The organism is Polyangiaceae bacterium (assembly GCA_016715885.1).
Taxonomy (GTDB): Bacteria; Myxococcota_A; Polyangia; order Polyangiales; family Polyangiaceae; genus Polyangium.
In genome coordinates this window covers 1-20,721 of sequence record JADJXL010000016.1, presented here as the reverse complement: position 1 = coordinate 20,721, position 20,721 = coordinate 1, and the positions used below count along the sequence as shown (strand labels likewise).

Here is a 20,721-nt window from a genome sequence, read left to right as displayed (position 1 = left end):
GCGTCTTTCATTGGCACTCAAACGAAAACGGCAACGAGCGCTTCGTTGCCGTTTTTTTATGTCGATCGATCTCAGAGAACGAAGTGATCGCCGAGCTTCATGACCTCGAGGTTGACGCCATCGAGCGCAGCGCACTCCTTCTCGACCTCGGCCTGGAACACTGGCTTGATGTGGTAGAGCAGCGTAGGCAAATCCTGCGGTGAGCGCAGTTTCTTGAGGTCCGCGTGAAGGGTCTGCGGCGTGTGATGGCCGCTGACCGTGGCAAGTCGCTGTTCGCGATTGGGAAAACTGACTTCCATGAGCAGGCCGCGCAGCGACGGTTGTTCTGCGAGAACTTGCCACAAGCGATCCGTGGGACCGGTGTCGCCGCTATAGGCGATCGCGCCCGTCTTCGTTTCGACGACGAACGCGGCGGACTCGATCGTGTGTGACACGAGGACGGCGCGCACCGAGCAACCCGCGATCGACAAGGGTTTTTCCGGGTCGAGCTCGACGTAGCGAATCGTTGGGTGCTGCGGCGTCGGGATGACGGAGAAGTCGGGCCAGAGCTCGTTGTTGAAGAAGTGTTTCTTGAGAATGCGGATGGTCTCTCGCGTGCCTGCAATGAGCAGCGGAGGAGCGGCCACTTGGCAACGATTGTCAGCGAGGGTCGCGAGATCTCGGATGTGGTCGAGATGCGCGTGGCTGACGAGGCATGCTTCGAGTTTGAGTTGCTCGGAAAGCTCGAGGCCACTCGTGAGCGCACCGGCATCGATGGCGAGACGTTCGTCGAGAATGAACGCGCTCGTACGATGTCGAGGAGTTTCGCCGCCGTGGCAACCTATGACGCGCAAGTCCACGTCGTCAGCCTTCCCCGCCGATGTTATGCGGCATTTCAAGAAATTCGACGAAGTCCTGCAGTCGCCCCACATCGGCAACGAGGATGCCGTCGGCTACTTCGTTCGCAAGACGTAGCCTGCGCAGACGAGTCATCACTTCGACCGCCACAGCAGCTTCGACGCCAACATCGCGGGCAAGCTCCTCCGAGCTCGTACGAATCTTGATCCCACCTTCGGTTGGCTCTCCAAACGCATCGGCGTGACGCGCAAGCGCAAGCATGATGCGAGCCTTCGGATCGCGATGCATGAGCAATTCGATGAGCGCGTCGGCCGCATCGATGCGCTTGGCGAGCTTCTTGATGAGGCGCATCGCGATCTCTGCGCTGCGCGTCACCATCGACTCGAGCGTCTTGGCTTCGATGACGAGACACCTTGCATCGGACACGACCGTAGCCGTAGCGACGCGTGGTTTGTCATTCAAGATCGCCAGCTCACCGAGAAATTCACCGGGCCCGAGAATAGCGATGACTCGATCGACACCGGCAACGTTCTTCGTGATTCGAATGGCGCCGCTTTGAATGACGTACATGTGATCGCCAGGATCGCCCTCGCGAAACAGCACGTCCCCGGCCGAGAACTCGCGACCAAACCGGGAGAAGAGGGGATCCGACATGGACACGAGTTTACTTCCATGCGCGGCGAGTGGCCAAAAAGCGGTCGTTTTCGGACGGTGCGATCGGACAAAAAAGAACCCCCCGGCACCAAAGACGCCAGGGGGCTCACGACCAAGACGGCGGGAACGACGAAACTCAGCCCATGTCGAAGTCGCCCATGCCGCCCATTCCGCCCATTCCGCCCATGCCACCCATGCCGCCGCCACCGCCCTTGGGAGCAGCCTCTTCCTTCTTCGGCTTTTCCGCGATCAAGGCTTCGGTGGTGAGCATGAGAGCCGCAACGCTCGACGCATTCGCGAGCGCGTGGTGCACGACCTTGGCCGGATCGATGACACCCGCGGCAAACAGATCCTCGTACGTGTCGGTTGCAGCGTTGTAGCCGAACGTGCCTTGGCCTGCGCGCACCTTCTCGACGACCACGGTTCCATCGACACCGGCGTTCATCGCGATGTTGCGCAGCGGCGCTTCGCAGGCCTTGCGAACGATGCGCACACCCACGTCGCGCTCGTCACCGAACTTGAGGCTGTCGAGCGCCTTCGAAGCTCGGAGCATGGCAACGCCGCCACCGACGACGATGCCTTCTTCGACGGCCGCACGAGTCGCATGCAGAGCGTCTTCGACGCGCGCCTTCTTCTCCTTCATCTCGACTTCCGTCGCTGCACCGACACGCACGACGGCAACGCCACCAGCGAGTTTGGCGAGACGCTCCTGGAGCTTCTCACGATCGTAGTCGCTCGTCGTCTCCCCGATCTGCTTGCGAATCGATTCGACGCGTCCCTTGATCGCGGTCTTGTCGCCAGCACCGTCGACGATCACGCAGTTGTCCTTGTCGATCTCGACGCGGCGAGCGGTGCCGAGGTCGCGAATCGTCGCGCTGTCGAGCTTCTGGCCAAGGTCCTCCATGAACGGCGTCGCGCCCGTCAGGATCGCGATGTCCTTGAGCATTTCCTTGCGACGATCACCGAAGCCAGGTGCCTTGACGGCAGCAACCTTCAGCGCGCCTCGAAGCTTGTTGACGACGAGCGTTGCGAGCGCTTCGCCTTCGATGTCTTCGGCGATGATGAGAATCTCGCGGCCTTGCTTCACGACCTGCTCGAGCAGCGGAAGCAGATCGGCCATCGCCGAAATCTTCTTCTCGTTCACGAGGATGAGCGGGTCGTTGAGCACCGTCTTCATCTTCTCCGGATCGGTGACGAAGTACGGCGAGAGGTAGCCACGATCGAACTGCATGCCCTCGACCGTCTCGAGCTCGGTCGTCATGCGCTTGTTCTCTTCGACCGTGATGACGCCTTCCTTGCCGACCTTCTCCATGGCGTCGGCGAGGATGTTGCCGATGTCCGTGTCGCCGTTGGCGCTGATCGTCGCGACCTGCGCGATCTGGGCCTTGTCCTTGGTCGGCACGGATTGTTTCTTCAGGTCCTCGAGCAGCGCGGCGACGGCAGCATCGATGCCGCGCTTGATGTCCATCGGGTTGTGCCCAGCTTCGACCAAGCGCAGACCTTCGTTGTAGATGGCTTGCGCGAGCACGGTGGCCGTGGTCGTGCCGTCGCCCGCCTTGTCGCTCGTCTTCGAGGCGACTTCGCGGACCATTTGAGCTCCCATGTTTTCGAGCTTCGAGTGCAGCTCGATTTCCTTGGCGACGGTGACGCCGTCTTTGGTCACGACGGGCGAACCCCAGCTCTTCTCGATGACGACATTGCGTCCCTTCGGACCGAGCGTGACTTTGACGGCATCGGCGAGCGTATTGACGCCACGAAGCACGGCTGCACGAGCGCTTCGGCTGTAAACGATCTGCTTTGCGGACATGACTTTTTACCCTTCGCGGCAACGCGTGCCGCACACGAAATCTTTTCAACGCAAACGAGTGTCTCGTAAAACGCGCTCGACGAGAAAGCCGCCTCGGCCTGCTCGGGACGCTTTACGAGGACCACGTCGACAAACTGTTGCGATCGACGTGCCAACTCGAGCGGTCTCAGCGCTCGCTCGAGCGGCAACGTCGATCCAACGTCAGCTCGCGGGTTTCGCGGGCTCGGTGACTGCCAACAGGTCGTCTTCGCGAAGGAGAACGAAGGCTTCGCCGTCGAGCTTCACTTCGTTTCCAGCGTACTTGCCAAACAGGACGACATCGCCGACGGCAACGTCGAGCGGACGGAGCTTGCCGTCCTTCAGAAGCTTGCCGTTGCCCACGGCGACCACGCGCCCCTCAATCGGCTTCTCTTTGGCCGAATCCGGAATGATGATTCCGCCCTTCGTCCGGTTCTCGCTCTCGAGACGCTTGACCACAATGCGGTCGTGTAGCGGCCTGATCTTCATGATGGCTTCCTCGTCGTCGTCTTCGACATGCGGGCGCGAACCCCGTGCGCCCCTGTTGGCCACCGGGGACATCGAGCACCAAAACTTTTGGCACTCTCCTACCCTGGTGGCTAAAACCGGGCGGGAAAATAGATCCCTCCTTTCCATCGTCAAGGTCGGGTCATGCGTGGTTGGTGTTTTTTCTAGACCCTGCGGATGAGGCTGCTCAATCTGGACGAAGAAGTGCTTGACAGGGCCGTCAGGTCGGCTAATTTCCGCGCCCCGTGAGCCACGAAGGTCGCTCCTTCACGGTCCCACGCGATCCTTTTGGGGGATCGTCTAATGGCAGGACGACGGTTTCTGGCACCGTCTATCAAGGTTCGAATCCTTGTCCCCCAGCTCATCGTCGGTTATGCTCCGCGCGTCCGACGATTGTTTGACAACTGGTCCCATCGTCTAGCGGTTAGGACGCCGGCCTCTCACGTCGGTAACGCGGGTTCAATTCCCGCTGGGATCGCTGCCTCACCCCCCGGCCCCCTCTCCCTACGAGGGAGAGGGGGAGTAAAGAGACACCTACAATTCGAACAGCGGCGCTTCTCACGAGGCGCCGTTTTTCGTTTGTGCTTCAACCAATCTCGACGCTTGCGCCAACCGTACGCATTTGAAACAAGCGTTCCATGAAGGCGCTCGTATGCACCGATCGAGGCGTCGTGCTGGACGACTTGCCGACGCCCGAGCTATCCGCCGGCGACGCGCTCGTCAGCGTTCGCGCCGCAGGCATCTGCAACACCGACCTCGAGCTCGCACGCGGGTACATGAACTTTCGCGGCGTCCTTGGCCACGAAGTGCTCGGACAAGTCGCCGCGATGCATCCGGATGACGAACCATTCGGTCACCCGCGAACGAGCGGTGAGCTCGCAGGACGTCGCGTCGTCATGGAGATCAACTGCGCGTGCGGTCGATGCTCGACGTGCCGAAGCGGCGGCCGCAACCATTGTCCCACGCGCACGGTGCTCGGCATTGTCGGGCGCGACGGAGGCATTGCCGAATACGTCCGCATTCCACTCGAAAACCTGCATGTCGTTCCGGACAGCATTGCCGACGATCACGCGGTGTTCATCGAGCCGCTTGCAGCGGCATTACATGCGTTCGACGAAGCACCGCTCAGGCCGGGCGACCGCGTTTGCCTTCTGGGCGACGGAAAACTCGGGCTGCTCATTGGCTTGGCAATGGCGGCCCGCCGAGGCGACTTGGGCCGCGCCATTGCCGTGGGGCGGCATCGTGCGAACCTCGATATCCTTGCCGCCGCGGGCCTCGACGTGGCGCTCGAAAAGAATTTTTCCGAAAGTGGATTCGATGTCGTCATCGAAGCGACCGGCCATCCTTCGGGGCTCGCGCGCGCCATCGAGATCGTGAGGCCGCGCGGCGTGATCATTTTGAAAAGCACGTATGCGGGTGAATCGAATTTGGATTTGGCGCCCATCGTGATTCACGAAATCAAGCTCGTGGGTTCGCGGTGTGGTGACTTTGCGCGAGCCATCGACGTATTGAGCAAAGGTGTCATCGATCCGACGCCGCTCATTGCGGCAAAGTATCCGCTTGCAGATGCGGAACGTGCATTCGCGCACGCGGGAACGCCAGGCGTGATGAAGGTGATGGTCGTGCCTTGAGGTTGAATCAGATACGCGAACGGTGCGAATCACTTCCTGCGATCGGCTATGCTTTACCCGCAAGGTGACGCGTTTTCTTCGCCAGGAAATGCTTGTATTTGTTTTTCCACTCGGCGTGCGGAAATGCCGAGCGATCGACGAGTGCCAGTGCATCGGGAAGTCGTTCGAGCATGGAATCGATGAGTTCGGCTGCTTTTAAGCGCTCGATTTGGCAGTATGCTTCAGCGAACGATAGCCAAATCTTGCGCGTGACGTTTTTCCGCTCGCCCCCCACCGGAAGCATGAGCCCCGTGCTGCCATAAGGTTCTGTGCACAGCAGATCGTATGCCGGCGTCAATGCGTAGCCGCCGTTGGGAGCTTCCATCATCATTAGGTTCTTGAGGTGCAGGTCCCCATTGCGCACCCAATCGGCAAAGACGAATAACCGAAACAGTGCGATTGTCGTCGATGGTCCTCCGTATTGGAGCGCAATCGACGCGCATTCTTCTGCGGTCGAGTCCTCTTTGTTCGTCGGGTCTTTTCCTGCGAGTTGGCAGAAGTCGAAGGCGTGCAGGCGTGGGCCTTTCGCTCCGGCCGGGCGATCAAAGCGCTTCGTCACGTACGCAATGCTGCCATCAGACAGCTCCACCAATCCGTGTTCGGCGACGTCGAGCCCCACAGCGCGAGCCAAACGCATGGTGAGATGCTCGTTTTCATTGATATAAAGATATTGCGGATGCGGCGGCTTGACGATGTGTGTGCTGTCTTTTTCGACGAGCACCAAACGCGTTCCGCTTTCATCGAGAGCCGCAGGGCCTTTGGGTTGATATCCGGAAATGGACAGGCGACCGCTATGCTCTTCCGCCCAGGTCGTGACGGTCAAGCGATCGAAGGCAACGGCAGGGACGTCCGAAACGCCGAACAGCGCGTCTACGCAAGCGCGGTGATAACGTCCGCCTGGTAGATCGGGCGGCGCTTCACCGAGGCATATCCAGCAGGCTGTCGTACGCTCCGTCAATTCGTCTCCTCGGGCAATACCTGCACCGCGCCCATCACGTCTTCACCCACGTGCAGAAGCATGCCGAATCTGTCTGTTTTTGGCAAGCCAAGGCGTCGAGCGGTCTGGTCGAAGATGGAGCCTTCGGGGAGCAAGTTTGCAAAGAATGGATGGAGCGTGTTTGGATCGTCGTACGGCTCCGCGCGCAGCGGTAGGTTTGGTGCAAGCGGTTTCGCGCCAGGTTTTTCGCGGTACGTCTTGTCGTAGGTGAATTTCGTGCCGCCATTGACGGTGATTTCCTCGAGCATGCCGGCAAATTGATTGTGGAGGAAAACCCGCGCACGACGCGGACGACCGACGCTGAGTAGGCGGTGGATGTGGGTGTAAAGGTCGAGGGCTTCGCGCGCGGACTCCTTTACGTTCGCATCATGTGCACGATCAGCGAGGTGGGCGAGCGCCTTCATGTTGCCAATGGTTTTTGCGGCGGCATAACGGGTCACCTCGTCGGACGCGTTTGCTGCAAGCGCTTCGTAAACACTGCGCGCTGCCGAATCATCAGCCCCGAGAGCTCCTGCCGCAGATAAGCGGTTACGTTCGGGCACCGTCGGGCGGAGACCAATTAGCATTTTTTGGCGCGCAATTTCACGCAATCCATGATTGGGACACCTTTGCAATATTTGACGTGCCGCACCAATTGCCGTCCATAGGTCATTAGAATCGAGCAAGATGCGCCAAAGATGCTGCAGTGGTGCCCCACCATGTTTGGGATCGAGTCTAAGCACGTCAATGACTGCCATGGTTCGGGTTCCGCTGTCCTTAATTCGTGGTAGTAACCAAGTGTACTGCGTGGCAATGAATTCCGCTAGCTTCGGCTCATTTACAAGAAAATGAAGACAACGTTGCGCACTCTTAGCGTTTTCCTTTCGCAACCTTTTTGACATCGCCTCGCGTGCAATAATCGGACACTTTCGCCGGATGCCGAAAAGAAATGACCATACATAGGTTCGCATTTCTTCTTGCTGTCGTACGCGAGGCGCAATCTCTTGTAGCGCTTTCGCAGCCTTCTCATTTACGTGCGCGAGGCGCATCAAATCATCGAGGCAGTTGACATCGTGCGTAGCGCCCGCAGCGATTGTGTCCAGTGCATCATCTATGAAACCCAAGCTGAGCAACATGCGCGCGGCCCCTCGACGATAATGAGCCTCGTTGCCGTAGAGGAAATTGCGCAGTATTGTCAATGCGGCCTCCCTCTGCACACCCGCCTTGAACATCGTCCACGCGGCGCGCATGCGTATGTCGGGAGCCGATGCTGACTCCATGAGATGTGAGAACGAGCCAATGATGGGCTCGTCGCCTCGGAATAGCATGCCGGGCGTATGAATTGTACACGCGAGAATATTGTATCGATTAAGTTCCTCATCTTCCAACGCAGCGGCTTCAACCAAACGATTTACTTCTTCTCCGCACCATGCTCCTAACCGTGCCGCCTCACTACAAAGAGGATATGGGGCACTCAAATCTGGTCCGAGCTTTGTTCGGCATACTTCCAGCGCATTCAATAGAACACGAAGTCGATCAGTTCGACCCGCAGCGGCAATCCACAATGGGTATGCCTCGTCGAACGATGAATTTCCCTCATCGATCCTCTTGTCGGTCGCGTATATCAATCGCTCGACATCAGGCCATTTACCTGCGCATCGTCGAAATGGCTCAAGGAATCTATGTGCTGATAACCAATGCGCGGGATCACATTGAATCTCATACTCCAAAATCCCATTGATCTCCTCCGCAAAGTCCCTCACGACCCCCCGCTCCAGACTCCGCAATTCCCCCAACGCCTTGATGCAAAAACAAAGGTACTCGTCCAGCTCCCGGTACACCACCGACCGATCCCCGCCGGGTAACTCCTGCAACACACGCACCACAAGCGTCGGACCTTGATCCACTTCGCGTAGCACCCCGCACGTGAGCAGCAGCGTCTCTTCCCATCCGGGCTCGCGCCAATGCCGAGCAAACCATTTTCCAAGCTCGACGATCCCGCCCGGACGTCCGTGTTTTTCCACTGCGCGGGCAGCGACCAAATATTCCAAAAAAGCGCGGTGGGAAAAACCATAAAGATCCCCGCCAAGCCACGCGAGCACTTCGTTGCGCCCACGTAAATCACCAATGAGCGCTTCTGCTCGCAGCCGTGCAGATTCCGCGGTTTCAGCCCACTTTTCTTCGCAAAATGCTCGCGTAAAATCGACCAGATCCGTTGCAACAATCACATTGCCCGCCTCTGCGCCGCCAGTTTCCATCATGTACCACGCTAGTCGCCGCAAGAACGACAATTTGTCGGGCAGATCAAAACGAAACGACGTGGTGCGATGCGCCAAACCCTTGTTCGCATTCCACTGATGCGCCAATCGCTCCAGGATTCTTTGGTACAGCAAATGCCGCCCCTCGGGCAGTTCCTCGTCCCGATTCAAATAGGCAAGCAATGCGCAACAAAGAGGATTGCCGCACAACATGCGCAATGACGGCGATGCCTCCAGCGCCCACGAAAGCCGCGTACGTCGATGTCGCAATACCTCCGGCTCGTGCGCAAAGACGAGCGCATGCCACGCATCCAAAAATCGATCCTGCTGCGCTTCCGTGAAGTCACGCAACGTGTAAGTCGTAAACCCCGACCCCTCGAAAACGGCCTGCGCGACTTCCGCTCCAACCACGCGATTCGTTACGACCCCGCGGCAGCGAGCGTATTCATCGGCAAGCGCCAGCCCCGAAATCATCTCGGCATACGTGCGCCTCTGCTCCTCGTCAATGACTTCGTCCAGACCATCGAAAAGGAAATAAAGTCGCCCCTGCTTGGCGAGCTCTCGCAACGGTTCGCCCCGTAGATTCAAAAATCGCTCGGCTAGCATTCGGTCGAGATGATCGAACAATGAATACTGACCCGACGCCTTGCGATACGCGTCGTCGAACAGGCGCATATCGATGCGCATGGGAACCAAGTCGTCCGCAAAACCTTCGATTCGTTCACCGGGTACACAAAGTGACAACAAAATCCATCGCGTGAGTGAGGTTTTTCCTGCGCCGGGTGCGCCAAGCAAATACACCCAACCTCGGCTCAGCGCCGTCGTCACCGAATCGGCAAAGCTGCCCAGGGAAAATGCGTCGTCGCGAACGTCGCGCTCGCCGAATGCGTCTTGTTGCACGTCGGAGACCGCAGGCTCTTCTCCGTGCAGCCAATCGCGCGTGCGCTCGTGCCTGAAGTGCCTCGCGGGATCTTCACGCATGACGTCTTGCGGCACGAAAAGCCGCAAGACATCTGTGGCGGTCATCGGCGCACCGAGCACATCTCGCCCGAGCAAATCGCCGACCGTTTGCATCCGCTGATCCTTGACGATGGACCTGCGATACTGCTCCACGAGCGCACTCAAGTCCGCTTCGCGTTTCGGCGCTGCGGCTTGCCCCAACGCGTCCACTCGGTCGAATGCAACGGGAATCTCCACAATGGTTGCAGTCCCAGCCGCATCCGCTCGTGCACTCGGCAAAAATCGACTCTGATCCGGCGCATACGCACGCAATGCGCGACGCACGCCCCCTGCATGGACCTGCAGGAGCTGATAAACATTGGGGACTTCGGCGGGGCGTTGTTCGAGCTTTACACCCAAGCTTCCAATGCCGAAAACCGGCAAAGCGACACCAAGTGCTTCATCCGTTTCCTCGTGAATATCCCCATGGAGCAGCACATTCAGCGAGGGTGAGAGAAGCCTTTTCAAATCCGATTGATCTCGCTTCGTCTCGCCACCACCGCGACGATCGCGCGGGTCGTGATGCATGACGCCTAGGCGCAAGAATCCGCGTTCCTTGTAGGAGCGTAATTTTTCAGCAAACCAGCGCAACTGTTCTTCGCCCAAGTAGCCAAAATGGTCCTCGTGGCTTTCAGCGATGACCGAATTCATTCCAGCGACCACCACACCAAGCTCGGGGTACTCGAACAAGCTCCACGGTTGTTCGTCCGTGAATACGATGTCCCTCTCGCCGCTATAAAAAACTGCGAATGCTTCTTGAAAAAACTTCAGCTTTTTGGCATAAGGCCGCTTGGGCGTTTCTTCGTTTGCGATGCATTCCTCAAAATAGCTTTTACTCAAGCTCCAATTGATATCGTGATTTCCAGGTACGATGACGACACGCCTTGCGGGCAGCTCGAGCGTTTGGGAAAGTTTTTGCAAAAATCGCGTTGCCCTCTCGAATTCCGCCTTTTTGCCATATTCGGCCAGATCGCCACTCACGATGATCAAATCCGGACGAAGCCCCTCGTTCGCTCGCAGCCCATCCAAATCCACGCGCAACCGTTCGAGCAAGCTGTCCTGGCCCCCATCCGAGCTGAACCGATGGTACCTCCCGAAATGCAGGTCCGACAAATGCAGTAGGGTAACGGTGCGTGGCTCGCTCATGGTTGGTCGAGGTTATGGTTGGCGATCGGAACGAGGTTGGCGCTCACCCGCCGATCGAACGCACGGGGACGTTGTATGGAGAACGCGACGAAACACATCGTCTGGCAGCATAGACACGCTGTGCGCGAAAGTAAAGTTTTGCCGGCGGGTCTGCGACGAACGGCCTACCACCGCCAGTACGTCCAATTGGAACCAGTCCAAAGAAATCGGGCCGCCCAATGTTCCGGCTCGACAAGCCAATCAAGTCGACGAAGCTCAACCCTTCACGATCGGTGCTTCAACCTTGCGCACGACGATATCGCGCAAGTGAATTTTGTGATCCGATCCCGCATATGCGAGCATCGTCCCGGTGGGGTCATACGTGACCGTACAAACGACGCACGACGCCTTGATCACCGCTTTTTCTTCGCCCGATGCGACGTCCCACAACCGAATCTGCTCGTCGGATCCGCCAGAGACGAGGGTGTGCCCGTCGGGACTGAACGCAATCGATCGCACGTCGTGTCGATGGCCGCGCAGCACGGCACGGCAGCGGCGTTCCCGTACATCCCAAATGCGTATGGTCGAATCGTCTGAGCCGGTTGCGAGAAGCCCACCCTCCCTATCAAAAACCACGGTGTTGACGCCTGCCTCGTGTTTGCCGAGCGAGTGCACACCCGAAAAACCCCACAGGCGCACGTCGCCGTCCGAAGAGCCCGATGCCAACGTCTTCCCATCACCCGAAAACGCAATGGCCTTGAACTCGATACCCTCCTTTTTGATCACCGCCCAAGGCGTCGCATCATCGAGATGTGCCATGCCTGCGTCGTAAAGCCGAATCTTGCCGTCATCCGTCGCAATCGCCAAAACCGCGCCGCCCGGACCATGCACGATGGATGTCGCGCGCGCGAACGCGAACGAAAGAGCGCTCTCGTTTTTCCACATCGTGATGGTCCGCAAAACGGGGTTTTGCGAGCCTGTCTGCGTCGTGTTCGCAAAGACGATATTGCCATTATCGAACCCCACGATCAGACGAGCGCCGTGCGGCGCGAACGTAACCGCGACGGCCCCATGATCATTTGCCTCTGAAAATGTATGGATCACGCTCGCGGTGCCAACGTCCCACACATTGGCCTTTCCATCATCCGACGCCGACGCGAGCAACGCACCATTCGGGCTGAACGCGATGGCTCTCACCCAATTCGTGTGCCCCCCTGTGAAAACGGCCCGAACGAGCCCATATCGGGCCACGTCGACCCACTCCCTAGCAACCTCCTTCGCGACGTCCAGCGCCCTCTCGGCAGCTTCGTAGGTCGTTGATTCGGCCAATGCGCGCTCGCCTCGCTCGAGCATTGCCACGAAATGTTTTCTGAGCGTATTCGACGAGATATGGTCGTCAAGCCCAGCGCGGACGCTGGCAAGCATTGCAGACGCTTCACTCCGCGCGCCGTCCCGCTGCGGCAACTTGAGCGCCGCCACCTTCGCCTCGAGCTCGCATATCTTCGCCGGTAGGGCCACATAATCAAGGTATGTGCCTTGCGCGATCAGCGCGACAACTTCTTCCCGCAGTACCGTAAGGCTCTCGCGCGGCTCCGCGGGCAGCACGTAACCGTCGAGCGTGTCGCAAAGCGCCGACCACGACCCTTCGACGAGATGCTTGGCCTCGGCTCGCAGCCGCTCCAAAAGCGTGACGACCGCTGCCTCGATCGTGACGAAATCCGGATCAAGACAAACTTTGACGGCAAACCCTGCATCGGCGCGAATCACCCGCTCGAGGCTCGGAATGGCAACGTCCGCGCGCTTCGCTGCGGCCGCAAACTTCGCGTGACTGTACGAGGCAATGAGGAACGCCGGACGAATATCGCTCGCCCGTCGCGCCTGCTCGATCGCGTCATTGTCCTGCCCCTTCAAGTAGTGCACGAACGCGGTGAACATATGCGCGAGCGCAGTATGATAGAGGGAATGGGGCGCCGCGTATTTCGCTGCCTTGAGGTAATACTCGAGCGCCTTGTCGAGATTCGCCGGACGTACATGATAAAGGTATATATTACCAACGAGCTGATGCACCGCGAAGTCGTAACGATTCTTCTCTTCCGACGCGAGCAGGTCCTTCAATGCGTCGTCGTACCAGCGCTGGCGATATGCGAACTCCGCGCGTGCTCGCAGCTCCTTCGCCTGCGTATCGAGCGGGGCTTGAAGCGTCTTCAGAATCGCCTTCAGCGTCTCGTTCTGCTCCTCGAGCTGCCAGACCACTGCGCCGAGGCCCCAATGGAAATCCGACCTGAGCGCGTCGATCGCGCCCGAAACCTCGCCGAGCTTCGCGACGGACGCCGATAAACCTTTTTCGAGAATCTGGCTCATACGGTCTGACGTCATCACGAGCTTTCGCACCCCTTCGTCGAGCGTGCGTGCGGACATGGCCTTCGTGCGGTCGTCGCCGACCTTTTTCATGATCGACCCGAAGTCCTTGGCGAGCGCCGCCCACCCCATGGGGTCCCCCGTGTAGATGCGCGCCGCATCGAGCGCCACAGGCAATGCACCTTCCGCGACACGAGCCACGGCCTGAACGAATTCCTCCCACGCAATGCTATTTCGCGAATACTCGACGGACATGGCAGGACCCTACACGTCCCAGGGTACGTTATCAACGTCTTTGACGATGCGCACGCGGGAACGCGATGCGCACGCGGGAACGCCAGGCGTGATGAAGGTGATGGTCGTGCCTTGACGCTCACCCCGCGACCAACACGATACGCGTCACTTCCGGGGGCGATCCCAATCGAGCGGGCGGACCGGCCGTGCCAAACCCTCGATTGACGTACAATTGCGAGCCGTCTCGTTCGTAACGACCCGCCACGTATCCATACGGCAAAACGAGATCTATCGGGCGCAGCGGCCCCAAACCGATTTGACCACCGTGCGTGTGACCACTCAATTGCAGCGCGACTTTACCCGCCGCCTCGGGGAAAAACACCGGATTGTGACACAAGAGCACACGCGGCAAATCTACCGGGACGCGCGAAATGGCCATGTCGAGGTCGGGCCTTGCATTCGGGTTGCGCCTGCGAGCCCACACGTCTTCCACGCCGAGCAGCGCAATGCCGTCCTTGTCGCTGCCAATCACGAGCCCATCATTACGCAATACGCGCGCCCCGCCCTCCTGCGCTGCACCCATCGTCGCGTCGATACCCGAAGACCAATCGTGATTTCCAGGAATCACCACGACCCCGTCACGAGAAAGCGGCGACAACCTTCTCACGAGGCGCCCGAGCATTTCGGCATATCGCGCATTGTTGTCCACGAGATCACCCGTGAGAACGATTTTATCGGGGCGCGCTTTCCGCACGAGATCCTCGGCGGCACGCATTTCGGCTTCGCCCACGTAAACTCCAAAATGAATGTCCGATAGCTGCACGATCGTGTATCCATCGAGCTTTCGAGACATTCCTGGAATACGAATCGGCACCTCCTCGACCGTATAATCCAGCCGGCCAAAAAGTGCCCCATACACCGAGCTGCCCGACCCCAAGACCATGGCCGATCCCGTCACGGCTTGGCCGAGAAAAACCCGCCGCGTGCTCGCCAAAGGATCGCTCGCCAGCACCTCCTGTTTTGGCAGCTCACGAGGCGCGACTTCTGCAGCGTCTTCGTCAATCGGTGCGGACAATGGTACCGGCGCCGTCGCGAGCTCATTCGAATGGGCTGCCGCTTCGCTTTGGCTGGGACGGGTTTTCGTCAATAACAATGGCAAACGAATGCCCAGCTTCACGAGATCCACGAGCAGCAAGAGAACAGTCGTGAGCAGGATGGCGAGCGTAATGGTGAAGGCGACTTGCCCGATCGGGCGGACATGCAGCTTACGCGCGATCAACATGGCCACGATGCTGCCGATCAGGATGGCAATGCCTACGATCTCGGCACGGCGACCAAACCCAAACGCCTGCTTTGCCCTTCGCCCCACGTAAAAACTGGCTGCGACGAGAAGAAGCGACACCAGCGTGAAAAACATACCAAAACGCATGCTCTGCTCGACCTCGAAAGGAAAGCTTAGCACCTCTCGCGCGCTCGGGCTCGGACGTCCGAACCGTTTCGGGCGGTGAACACGAGCGCCTGGGACAAGGTGCGAAATGTCGCCCCCACGTCGAAATCACCACCGAGATCCGTCATTTGCTTGGCGATTTCATACCGAATTCCCGAAACGATACACCGACATCCGAGCAGCGATATCGCACCGTGAAGGCGCACGAGATGCGCGACCGCGTCCGCATCCATCGATTGGATACCCGTCAAATCGACGATGACGGCTTTGGCCCGTTTTTCAACGACCGCCGGCAACAGTTTTTCCGCCACGATCGTAAACCTCTCCGCGTCCATCGTTCCGATGAGGGGAAGCGCCAGTACGCCATGCCAAACCTCCATCATCGGCGAAGCAAGCCGCCGCAGCTCTTCCTTTTGCTGCTCGATGAATTCAACCTTGCGCAAAAGGCGATCTTCGTTCGTTATGCTCCCATACGTCGTCGCAGCAATTTGACAGGCAAACCCGAGCACCGATACGTGCAAGTCGCTATAGGCATGCGTGCGCATGGCAGCAAGCCCCATGGCCCCCACGCTCGCTGCATTGTACACGATTGGCATCCAGAGGCGCGATTTCACCTGAAATGACCGGCGGCTCTCTTGCGAATTCTTTTGCTGATCCGCAACGACATCCGGAATGTGCAGCGTTTCCCGCGTCCTCATTACACGTCCCGGGTGACGATCTTTGGCCGTGCGCAATGCTGCCGCGCGCTCCTCTTCCGAAAAGTTTCGCGCATAAGGCAAAACCAAGTCGCCCGTACGATCGTCCACGAAATAAATACTCAAATATTCGGTATCGACCAAACGGTCGACGATGGCGATCAATGCCTGCGCGAGGCCGTCAATGTCTTTCGCCAAGGAGATCTCGGCCACGACCATCGACAAAAAGTCGACGAGCGTCTGCGTTTGAGCGTGATCTACGAGCTGTTCCAACGCCATGGGCGTCGTGACTCCAAAATGAATGCGGCGATCGGCGGCTCTGCGAGAAGTCCGCACGATACGCCGATTGCAAGCAGACTCAATCACATTGGCGCGCGGCCCGAGCCACGCCGTCCTTCACCAACACGTCTGACGCACCGCCCATGTCCATGGTATCTCTGCAAGCATGGTCGTCATGCCCGTCCTCGAACGCGTCACGCGCGCCGTGCTCGTTCGCCGAGGCGTCGAAAGCCGCCACATCGACACGCCCATCGCCCGCGTGCACGTGTACGACGCACCCGGCGAAGGCTCGCGCAAACCCGTCGTGCTGCTGCACGGCATCGGCGCATCGGCGTCACCGTTCGCCCCGTTCCTCTCTCGGCTGCGCAAAACGAGCCGCCGCGTGCTCGCCATCGATGCGCCCGGGCATGGTTTGTCCAGTCCACCTCGCAGCACGCTCGACCCCGAACGCCTGTTCGAATCCATCATGCACGTGCTCGACCGCGAACTGCGCGAGCCCGCGCTCGTCGTCGGCTGCTCGCTCGGCGGCGCGATGGCCCTGAAGTACGCTCAGCACGCCGCAAACCGAGTCGCCGGCCTGGTGCTCGCTTCACCGGGAGGCGCGCCCGTTGACGACCCGCACGAACGCGAGCAATTCCTGCGCCTGTTTCAAGTGGAAAACATCCGCGACGCGCACGCGTTCCTCGAAAAACTGCATCACCAAGTGCCTTGGTACGGGCCGCTCATCATCCCCGACCTCATCCAGCTCTTCAAAAATCCGGCCGTTCGTTCCATCTTGCGCACGGTTCGTCCGGAACATTTTTTTCAAGCCGGAAGATTTTTGTCGCTCTCGATGCCCATTCGCGTGCTCTGGGGAAGGTCGGATCGCGTCATTCCCACGTGTTGCCTCGAGTTTTCAAGCAAAACTTGCCCGCGCATACGGTCTTCGAAGAGCCGCATGGAGGGGCATTCGCCACACGTCGACGCTCCGCGCCTCTTCATGGCGGCCATTCACCAAAGCTTGGACGACGCATCAAAGCGTTCCGGTGAATGCTGCGACGCTGACGGCTACGGACAGTTGACGAGCTCTAAAGCGGCGGGAGATTCACATTGTCCGCACGGCAATCGCCCAGCGCAGGCTGTGCCGCCCATGTCCCACCGTGAATCTCGATATCCAATACATTGACCGGCACTGGCGGGGGCGACACTTGCATCCGCGTGGTCCACGTCTTGCCGTCCGGCGCCGTCTCCCAATACAGCGTATTCGATGCCTCGCGAATCCTCCACCATCGATGATCCGTCGGAGAATAAAGGACGGAGCCGAGCTTTGATGAGTGTCGGCAACTTCAACGCCAATTTGAGCTTACCTTGCTCCACCACCATTTCGACGTCGTTGTCGAAAGGACCATTGAGCTGCAAACCCATGTGCGCTTGCGCCGATTCCGGCGGGACGACAGGAACCTCGATGACGATGGAGCTGCCAGTCAGGTCGAATGCGCTGGCCGAAACCAGACCCGCATAAGCTTGGGCATTCGGGACATAGTTAATGACGAACTGCCCGTCCTGCTCGGCAAGCATGCCATCCTGCCCTTCCCAAGAACGGGCCCAGTGCATGCTCCTCGGCTCCATCGGCGAAGTCGTCGGTGAGTGAGCTCATGGGACAATACTTCTGCTTGGGAGCACCTCCGCCATTCAATTTATCGAAACGCACTTCACCCGGACTCGCTTGCCCGGCAGCCGCACCACCGCCGAGCGCGACCTGCACGAGGTCGACGGGAAACAGATCTGCCGTCGGTGTCTGCGCTCGAATGGCCCAATTCTGACCATCGGGTGACGTCTCGAAATACGTGTCGCCACCGCTTTCGCGAAACTGCCAGAAGCGGTGCGACGGGGTCGTATTGAAACTTGGCGAGCTCGGTGTACGAATTTCCGACTTCACGACCAAAAGCAGGAATCCACCCCTCCTGGTAAATTTCGACGTAATTGTTTTCGTCCATGGTGACGACCAAATACGCCCACGCTGAGCTCGACGGATCGGCCGCGCTCGTGACTTCCACCGAGACGAAGTCACCTCGCAAATCGTAATAATGCGTGGATTTGAGGTATCCACCGGATTCGCCAGCGCTCGCCATGGGCAGGCTGACAACGAACTCGCCGCCCGTTTCGAGGCGGTCGCGCCGCCTTAGTCGCCAGCATCCCAGAGCCCACCGAGGTTATTGCCTGAGAAAATCGGCTGCAAGCGCGCTCGTCCCGCCGCAATCGACAACACCTCCGCCCGAGCCTCCGGCGCCTTCACCGCCCATGCCTCCTGCGCCAGCGCCCATTCCACCAGCGCCCCCGGTGCTCGCGCCCATCCCGCCCGTGCCGCCCGTCGTCGTCGGTTCTGCGCCGCCGCTGCCTGCAAGCCTGGGATCATAGTCCTCCCACGCATGGCTGCATCCTACGAGCGGGCTGCCCGCGACAATCATCGCCAACGCTGCTCAATGAACGAGACGCGGCGAATCGAGCAGGGCGCTTTACGAGCGCGTAAGCGTTGATGGCCTTCGATGTGCGCATCATCTGCGCGTGAACATCTCACTTCGGCAGGCCGACGTGATTCCGGAAATCGCACGAGCTGCTACGGCGCGTGCAGCACGAGCTTGCGCACGATAGAGTTGTTGCGGGCCCTACGAATCGCAGCGGCCTGTCTGATCGACACACGACCGACCACGCGTTGCACTCGTCCTGAATCGTCGATGCCTGCACCAGCGCCACTGAATCCGGCATGTCCTTCGGTGCCCTGCTTCAGCCGCCCGCTCAGTGCCGAGCAACCGCGCCTTTGAACGCATCCAAGTCCATCCCCGTCATCTCGCCCAGATCCTCGAGCTTCAGAACAGTCTCGTCACCGCCTGCTCCATTTCTCGATCGACGAGCGCCTGCACACGCGCCGCAAACGCCTCGGGAGAAAGCGTGACCAACCGCGGACGCCCATCGCGAAGCGCCTCGTCCGCATGCACCCGCCTCGCAAACGAAGGCAACGTCTCCTCGGCTTTGCCGCAACCGGAAGGATTCCCGTCAAGTGCGCGAGCGGATGTTTCACGTCACCGAGCGGCGGGGGCCGAATCAGATGATACGTCCCGGGCGATCGCCGTGCGTCGCAGAGGGGTCAGCGTTAAGAGCGGCGACACGCCCTCCGTGTTCCGACAACGCTCGAGCCATCAAGTTACCCGCTCGCGCTTCGGGCAAACGCGCTTTGAATCCTGCAGTGTTTATCGCCGCCGCACGCCTTCGCGCGTGCAGCAACCGATACACCCATGCGATGAACACCAGCTCCTTGCGATGGATCCCGTCCTTCAATCTGTTCGCAGCATGCTCGACGGTCCACGCGGAACGCTGGTGGACCGCAGTGTTCTGCAAGATCGGCGGGTATCATTGTTCGAGCATCGAGCGCGCGTACACGAGCACTGCGGCAGCGCCATCGGACGACAGAGGTCCGCACGCTTCGTAGACGTCGTTGGCGCGCCTGACTGACTGGAGGAGGGTCCGGGGAATGGGGTGCCGGCGACATGTTCGTCCTCCTCATATATTCCGAGCCAAACCGCACGTCCACCAATATCCTGGCATTTTGACGGACGCTGCAATCGTTGGTGGCCAAAACCCACCCGCCGACAAACCCCCTCGACTGGCAAGATCGAACCCCAAATCCTAATGTAATCAATCGCCGCGCTCGCACCTTTTCACGTTCTGCTACGTCCGGGGACAAACATACCGTACTATCCACCACATGAATTGATGCTTACCGTGTATCCCACAGCAATTGGACAAAAACCGTAGGCCGGTCGTTATCGCACCACGAGCAACTACGCACGCAGAGCGACGATACGATTGGAACATTTTTGTATTTTCTGATGTGGCGTGCGCACCCATTCAAGGATGGAGCGACACGGACCGGGCAGAATGCGTTTTGTTCGTCATTCGCAACCCATGCCCTCGGCTGGCGGGGCATAGTCCACCCAGTCGCGAGGTGGTGGTGCGTGTTGTCGATTGTCTTCGGCGGACATCGTCATGCCGAGCGGCAAGCGGTTGCTTCCGACCACCAGCCCCATCCGCTTCCAGCGCGGCGTCATCGTCATGCCATGCAGCTCGCGCGTGTCCTCGAACGGGAGCAGCGGATATGGAGTGCGCCCACCGCGGGTCTTGATGACACGATTGGCAGTTGTTCTGGAGCACGGTGAATACGTCGCAGGGAAAGTCACCCACGGTGGGAGTGGTTTCGCACGACGAACCTCCGCTGCTCGAGCTACCGAGGAACCCGAAGACGTAGCACTCGCCGCCGAGGCAACTCTTCGAGCCTCGAAAGTGGCGCATGCCGTGCCAGCTATCGCGAAGACAGTATGTTAAGCCAGAACCCAAAATTGACGGGAATGCATTCGTCGTGAAGAGCAGCGGGGTGGACACGGAAAGCAGGGGCGCAAAAGACGATTCCGAGGGGGGTCGAACGAACCCCGCGACAGTGCGAAACCGTCGCAGGGTTCGGTGCGTTTTCTGCGCAGCTCGTCACATGAGAGTGAGCTCGTCACATGCAGGTGGGCGATTGCGTGATCGTGCGTGGACAGTGCGTCGCCGCCTGCGTGGCATCCGTCGCTGCAACGGAGAGGTGATAGGTACGGCACTTGGTCGTGTTGTCAAGCCGTGGAACGACGTGTTGTACGGCATCATCGCGCTGGTCCAACCTCACATGACGTCGTGCAACTTGCCGTGGTCCTTGAATCTATTGGGGCATACGACGGTCGCGATGGCGCAAAACCTTCGTAGGTCTTGCTGCACGCTAACGTTTGACAGCGGGGCCAGCGTGCACACAATGCGTCGCCGCATCGCCCGCTGCTGCGCCCGTATGAT

15 protein-coding genes and 2 tRNA genes are annotated in these 20,721 nt (G+C 59.4%); 4 read left to right on the top strand and 13 right to left on the bottom strand.

Features of this window, described 5'->3' with window-relative positions:
- Window positions 1-71 precede the first annotated feature (71 nt).
- The 4 genes from IPM54_17680 to groES all read right to left on the bottom strand — a co-directional run bounded on the left by IPM54_17680 (window position 72) and on the right by groES (window position 3,805).
- Window positions 72-839 carry a 3',5'-cyclic-nucleotide phosphodiesterase gene (locus IPM54_17680; GenBank protein ID MBK9261621.1) on the bottom strand — a complete coding sequence of 256 codons (768 nt, stop codon included), beginning with the start codon at window positions 837-839 and terminating at the stop codon, window positions 72-74.
- A 4-nt stretch (window positions 840-843) separates the two neighbouring features.
- A complete protein-coding gene (locus IPM54_17675) occupies window positions 844-1,491 on the bottom strand; it encodes a Crp/Fnr family transcriptional regulator (GenBank protein MBK9261620.1) in 648 nt (215 codons plus the stop codon).
- A gap of 136 nt (window positions 1,492-1,627) precedes the next feature.
- Window positions 1,628-3,298, bottom strand: a complete 1,671-nt coding sequence (groL, locus tag IPM54_17670) for a chaperonin GroEL (protein ID MBK9261619.1) — start codon at window positions 3,296-3,298, stop codon at window positions 1,628-1,630.
- A 201-nt stretch (window positions 3,299-3,499) separates the two neighbouring features.
- Complete coding sequence (gene groES / locus IPM54_17665) at window positions 3,500-3,805, bottom strand: co-chaperone GroES (GenBank protein ID MBK9261618.1); 306 nt, start codon at window positions 3,803-3,805, stop codon at window positions 3,500-3,502.
- A gap of 307 nt (window positions 3,806-4,112) precedes the next feature.
- Between groES and IPM54_17660 the strand changes: the two genes are divergently transcribed.
- The 3 genes from IPM54_17660 (at window position 4,113) to IPM54_17650 (ending at window position 5,454) form a co-directional block, all read left to right on the top strand.
- Window positions 4,113-4,183, top strand: a tRNA-Gln gene (locus IPM54_17660).
- A 46-nt stretch (window positions 4,184-4,229) separates the two neighbouring features.
- Window positions 4,230-4,301, top strand: a tRNA-Glu gene (locus IPM54_17655).
- A 160-nt stretch (window positions 4,302-4,461) separates the two neighbouring features.
- Window positions 4,462-5,454 (top strand): alcohol dehydrogenase catalytic domain-containing protein, encoded by a 993-nt coding sequence (locus IPM54_17650; protein ID MBK9261617.1) that lies wholly within the window; start codon window positions 4,462-4,464, stop codon window positions 5,452-5,454.
- Between the two features lie 46 nt (window positions 5,455-5,500).
- Here IPM54_17650 and IPM54_17645 read toward each other — a convergent pair whose 3' ends face one another.
- The 5 genes from IPM54_17645 to IPM54_17625 form a co-directional block, all read right to left on the bottom strand.
- Entirely contained in the window at window positions 5,501-6,451 is a 951-nt protein-coding gene (locus tag IPM54_17645; protein ID MBK9261616.1) for a HipA domain-containing protein, read from the bottom strand.
- The gene (locus tag IPM54_17640; protein MBK9261615.1) at window positions 6,448-10,872 is read right to left on the bottom strand and encodes a HipA N-terminal domain-containing protein; all 4,425 of its coding nucleotides are present in this window, start codon (window positions 10,870-10,872) and stop codon (window positions 6,448-6,450) included. Before IPM54_17640 ends, IPM54_17645 begins: the two co-directional genes overlap by 4 nt.
- 255 nt (window positions 10,873-11,127) lie before the next feature.
- Window positions 11,128-13,464 (bottom strand): hypothetical protein, encoded by a 2,337-nt coding sequence (locus tag IPM54_17635; protein ID MBK9261614.1) that lies wholly within the window; start codon window positions 13,462-13,464, stop codon window positions 11,128-11,130.
- A gap of 118 nt (window positions 13,465-13,582) precedes the next feature.
- Entirely contained in the window at window positions 13,583-14,872 is a 1,290-nt protein-coding gene (locus IPM54_17630; GenBank protein MBK9261613.1) for a metallophosphoesterase, read from the bottom strand.
- A gap of 26 nt (window positions 14,873-14,898) precedes the next feature.
- The gene (locus IPM54_17625; GenBank protein MBK9261612.1) at window positions 14,899-15,864 is read right to left on the bottom strand and encodes a GAF domain-containing protein; all 966 of its coding nucleotides are present in this window, start codon (window positions 15,862-15,864) and stop codon (window positions 14,899-14,901) included.
- Between the two features lie 175 nt (window positions 15,865-16,039).
- Between IPM54_17625 and IPM54_17620 the strand changes: the two genes are divergently transcribed.
- Entirely contained in the window at window positions 16,040-17,029 is a 990-nt protein-coding gene (locus tag IPM54_17620; protein ID MBK9261611.1) for an alpha/beta fold hydrolase, read from the top strand.
- 357 nt (window positions 17,030-17,386) lie between these two features.
- Here the strand turns inward: IPM54_17620 and IPM54_17615 are convergent, their stop codons facing one another.
- The 4 genes from IPM54_17615 to IPM54_17600 form a co-directional block, all read right to left on the bottom strand.
- Entirely contained in the window at window positions 17,387-17,782 is a 396-nt protein-coding gene (locus IPM54_17615; GenBank protein ID MBK9261610.1) for a hypothetical protein, read from the bottom strand.
- A 274-nt stretch (window positions 17,783-18,056) separates the two neighbouring features.
- Window positions 18,057-18,311 carry a hypothetical protein gene (locus tag IPM54_17610; GenBank protein ID MBK9261609.1) on the bottom strand — a complete coding sequence of 85 codons (255 nt, stop codon included), beginning with the start codon at window positions 18,309-18,311 and terminating at the stop codon, window positions 18,057-18,059.
- 399 nt (window positions 18,312-18,710) lie between these two features.
- Window positions 18,711-18,860: a hypothetical protein gene (locus tag IPM54_17605; GenBank protein ID MBK9261608.1), complete on the bottom strand. Its 150-nt coding sequence runs from the start codon at window positions 18,858-18,860 to the stop codon at window positions 18,711-18,713.
- 933 nt (window positions 18,861-19,793) lie between these two features.
- Complete coding sequence (locus IPM54_17600) at window positions 19,794-19,949, bottom strand: hypothetical protein (protein ID MBK9261607.1); 156 nt, start codon at window positions 19,947-19,949, stop codon at window positions 19,794-19,796.
- Between the last annotated feature and the right edge of the window lie 772 nt (window positions 19,950-20,721).

Excerpts from the sequence above, each read along its gene's own strand:
- IPM54_17650 (MBK9261617.1), top strand. The coding sequence starts at position 4,462 with ATGAAGGCGCTCGTATGCACCGATCGAGGCGTCGTGCTGGACGACTTG.
- IPM54_17620 (MBK9261611.1), top strand. The coding sequence starts at position 16,040 with ATGCCCGTCCTCGAACGCGTCACGCGCGCCGTGCTCGTTCGCCGAGGC.
- IPM54_17630 (MBK9261613.1), bottom strand. The coding sequence starts at position 14,872 with ATGCGTTTTGGTATGTTTTTCACGCTGGTGTCGCTTCTTCTCGTCGCA.
- IPM54_17610 (MBK9261609.1), bottom strand. The coding sequence starts at position 18,311 with ATGATTGTCGCGGGCAGCCCGCTCGTAGGATGCAGCCATGCGTGGGAG.
- IPM54_17600 (MBK9261607.1), bottom strand. The coding sequence starts at position 19,949 with ATGACGCCGCGCTGGAAGCGGATGGGGCTGGTGGTCGGAAGCAACCGC.
- IPM54_17625 (MBK9261612.1), bottom strand. The coding sequence starts at position 15,864 with ATGGCGTTGGAACAGCTCGTAGATCACGCTCAAACGCAGACGCTCGTC.
- IPM54_17635 (MBK9261614.1), bottom strand. The coding sequence starts at position 13,464 with ATGTCCGTCGAGTATTCGCGAAATAGCATTGCGTGGGAGGAATTCGTT.
- IPM54_17640 (MBK9261615.1), bottom strand. The coding sequence starts at position 10,872 with ATGAGCGAGCCACGCACCGTTACCCTACTGCATTTGTCGGACCTGCAT.
- groL (MBK9261619.1), bottom strand. The coding sequence starts at position 3,298 with ATGTCCGCAAAGCAGATCGTTTACAGCCGAAGCGCTCGTGCAGCCGTG.
- IPM54_17675 (MBK9261620.1), bottom strand. The coding sequence starts at position 1,491 with ATGTCGGATCCCCTCTTCTCCCGGTTTGGTCGCGAGTTCTCGGCCGGG.
- groES (MBK9261618.1), bottom strand. The coding sequence starts at position 3,805 with ATGAAGATCAGGCCGCTACACGACCGCATTGTGGTCAAGCGTCTCGAG.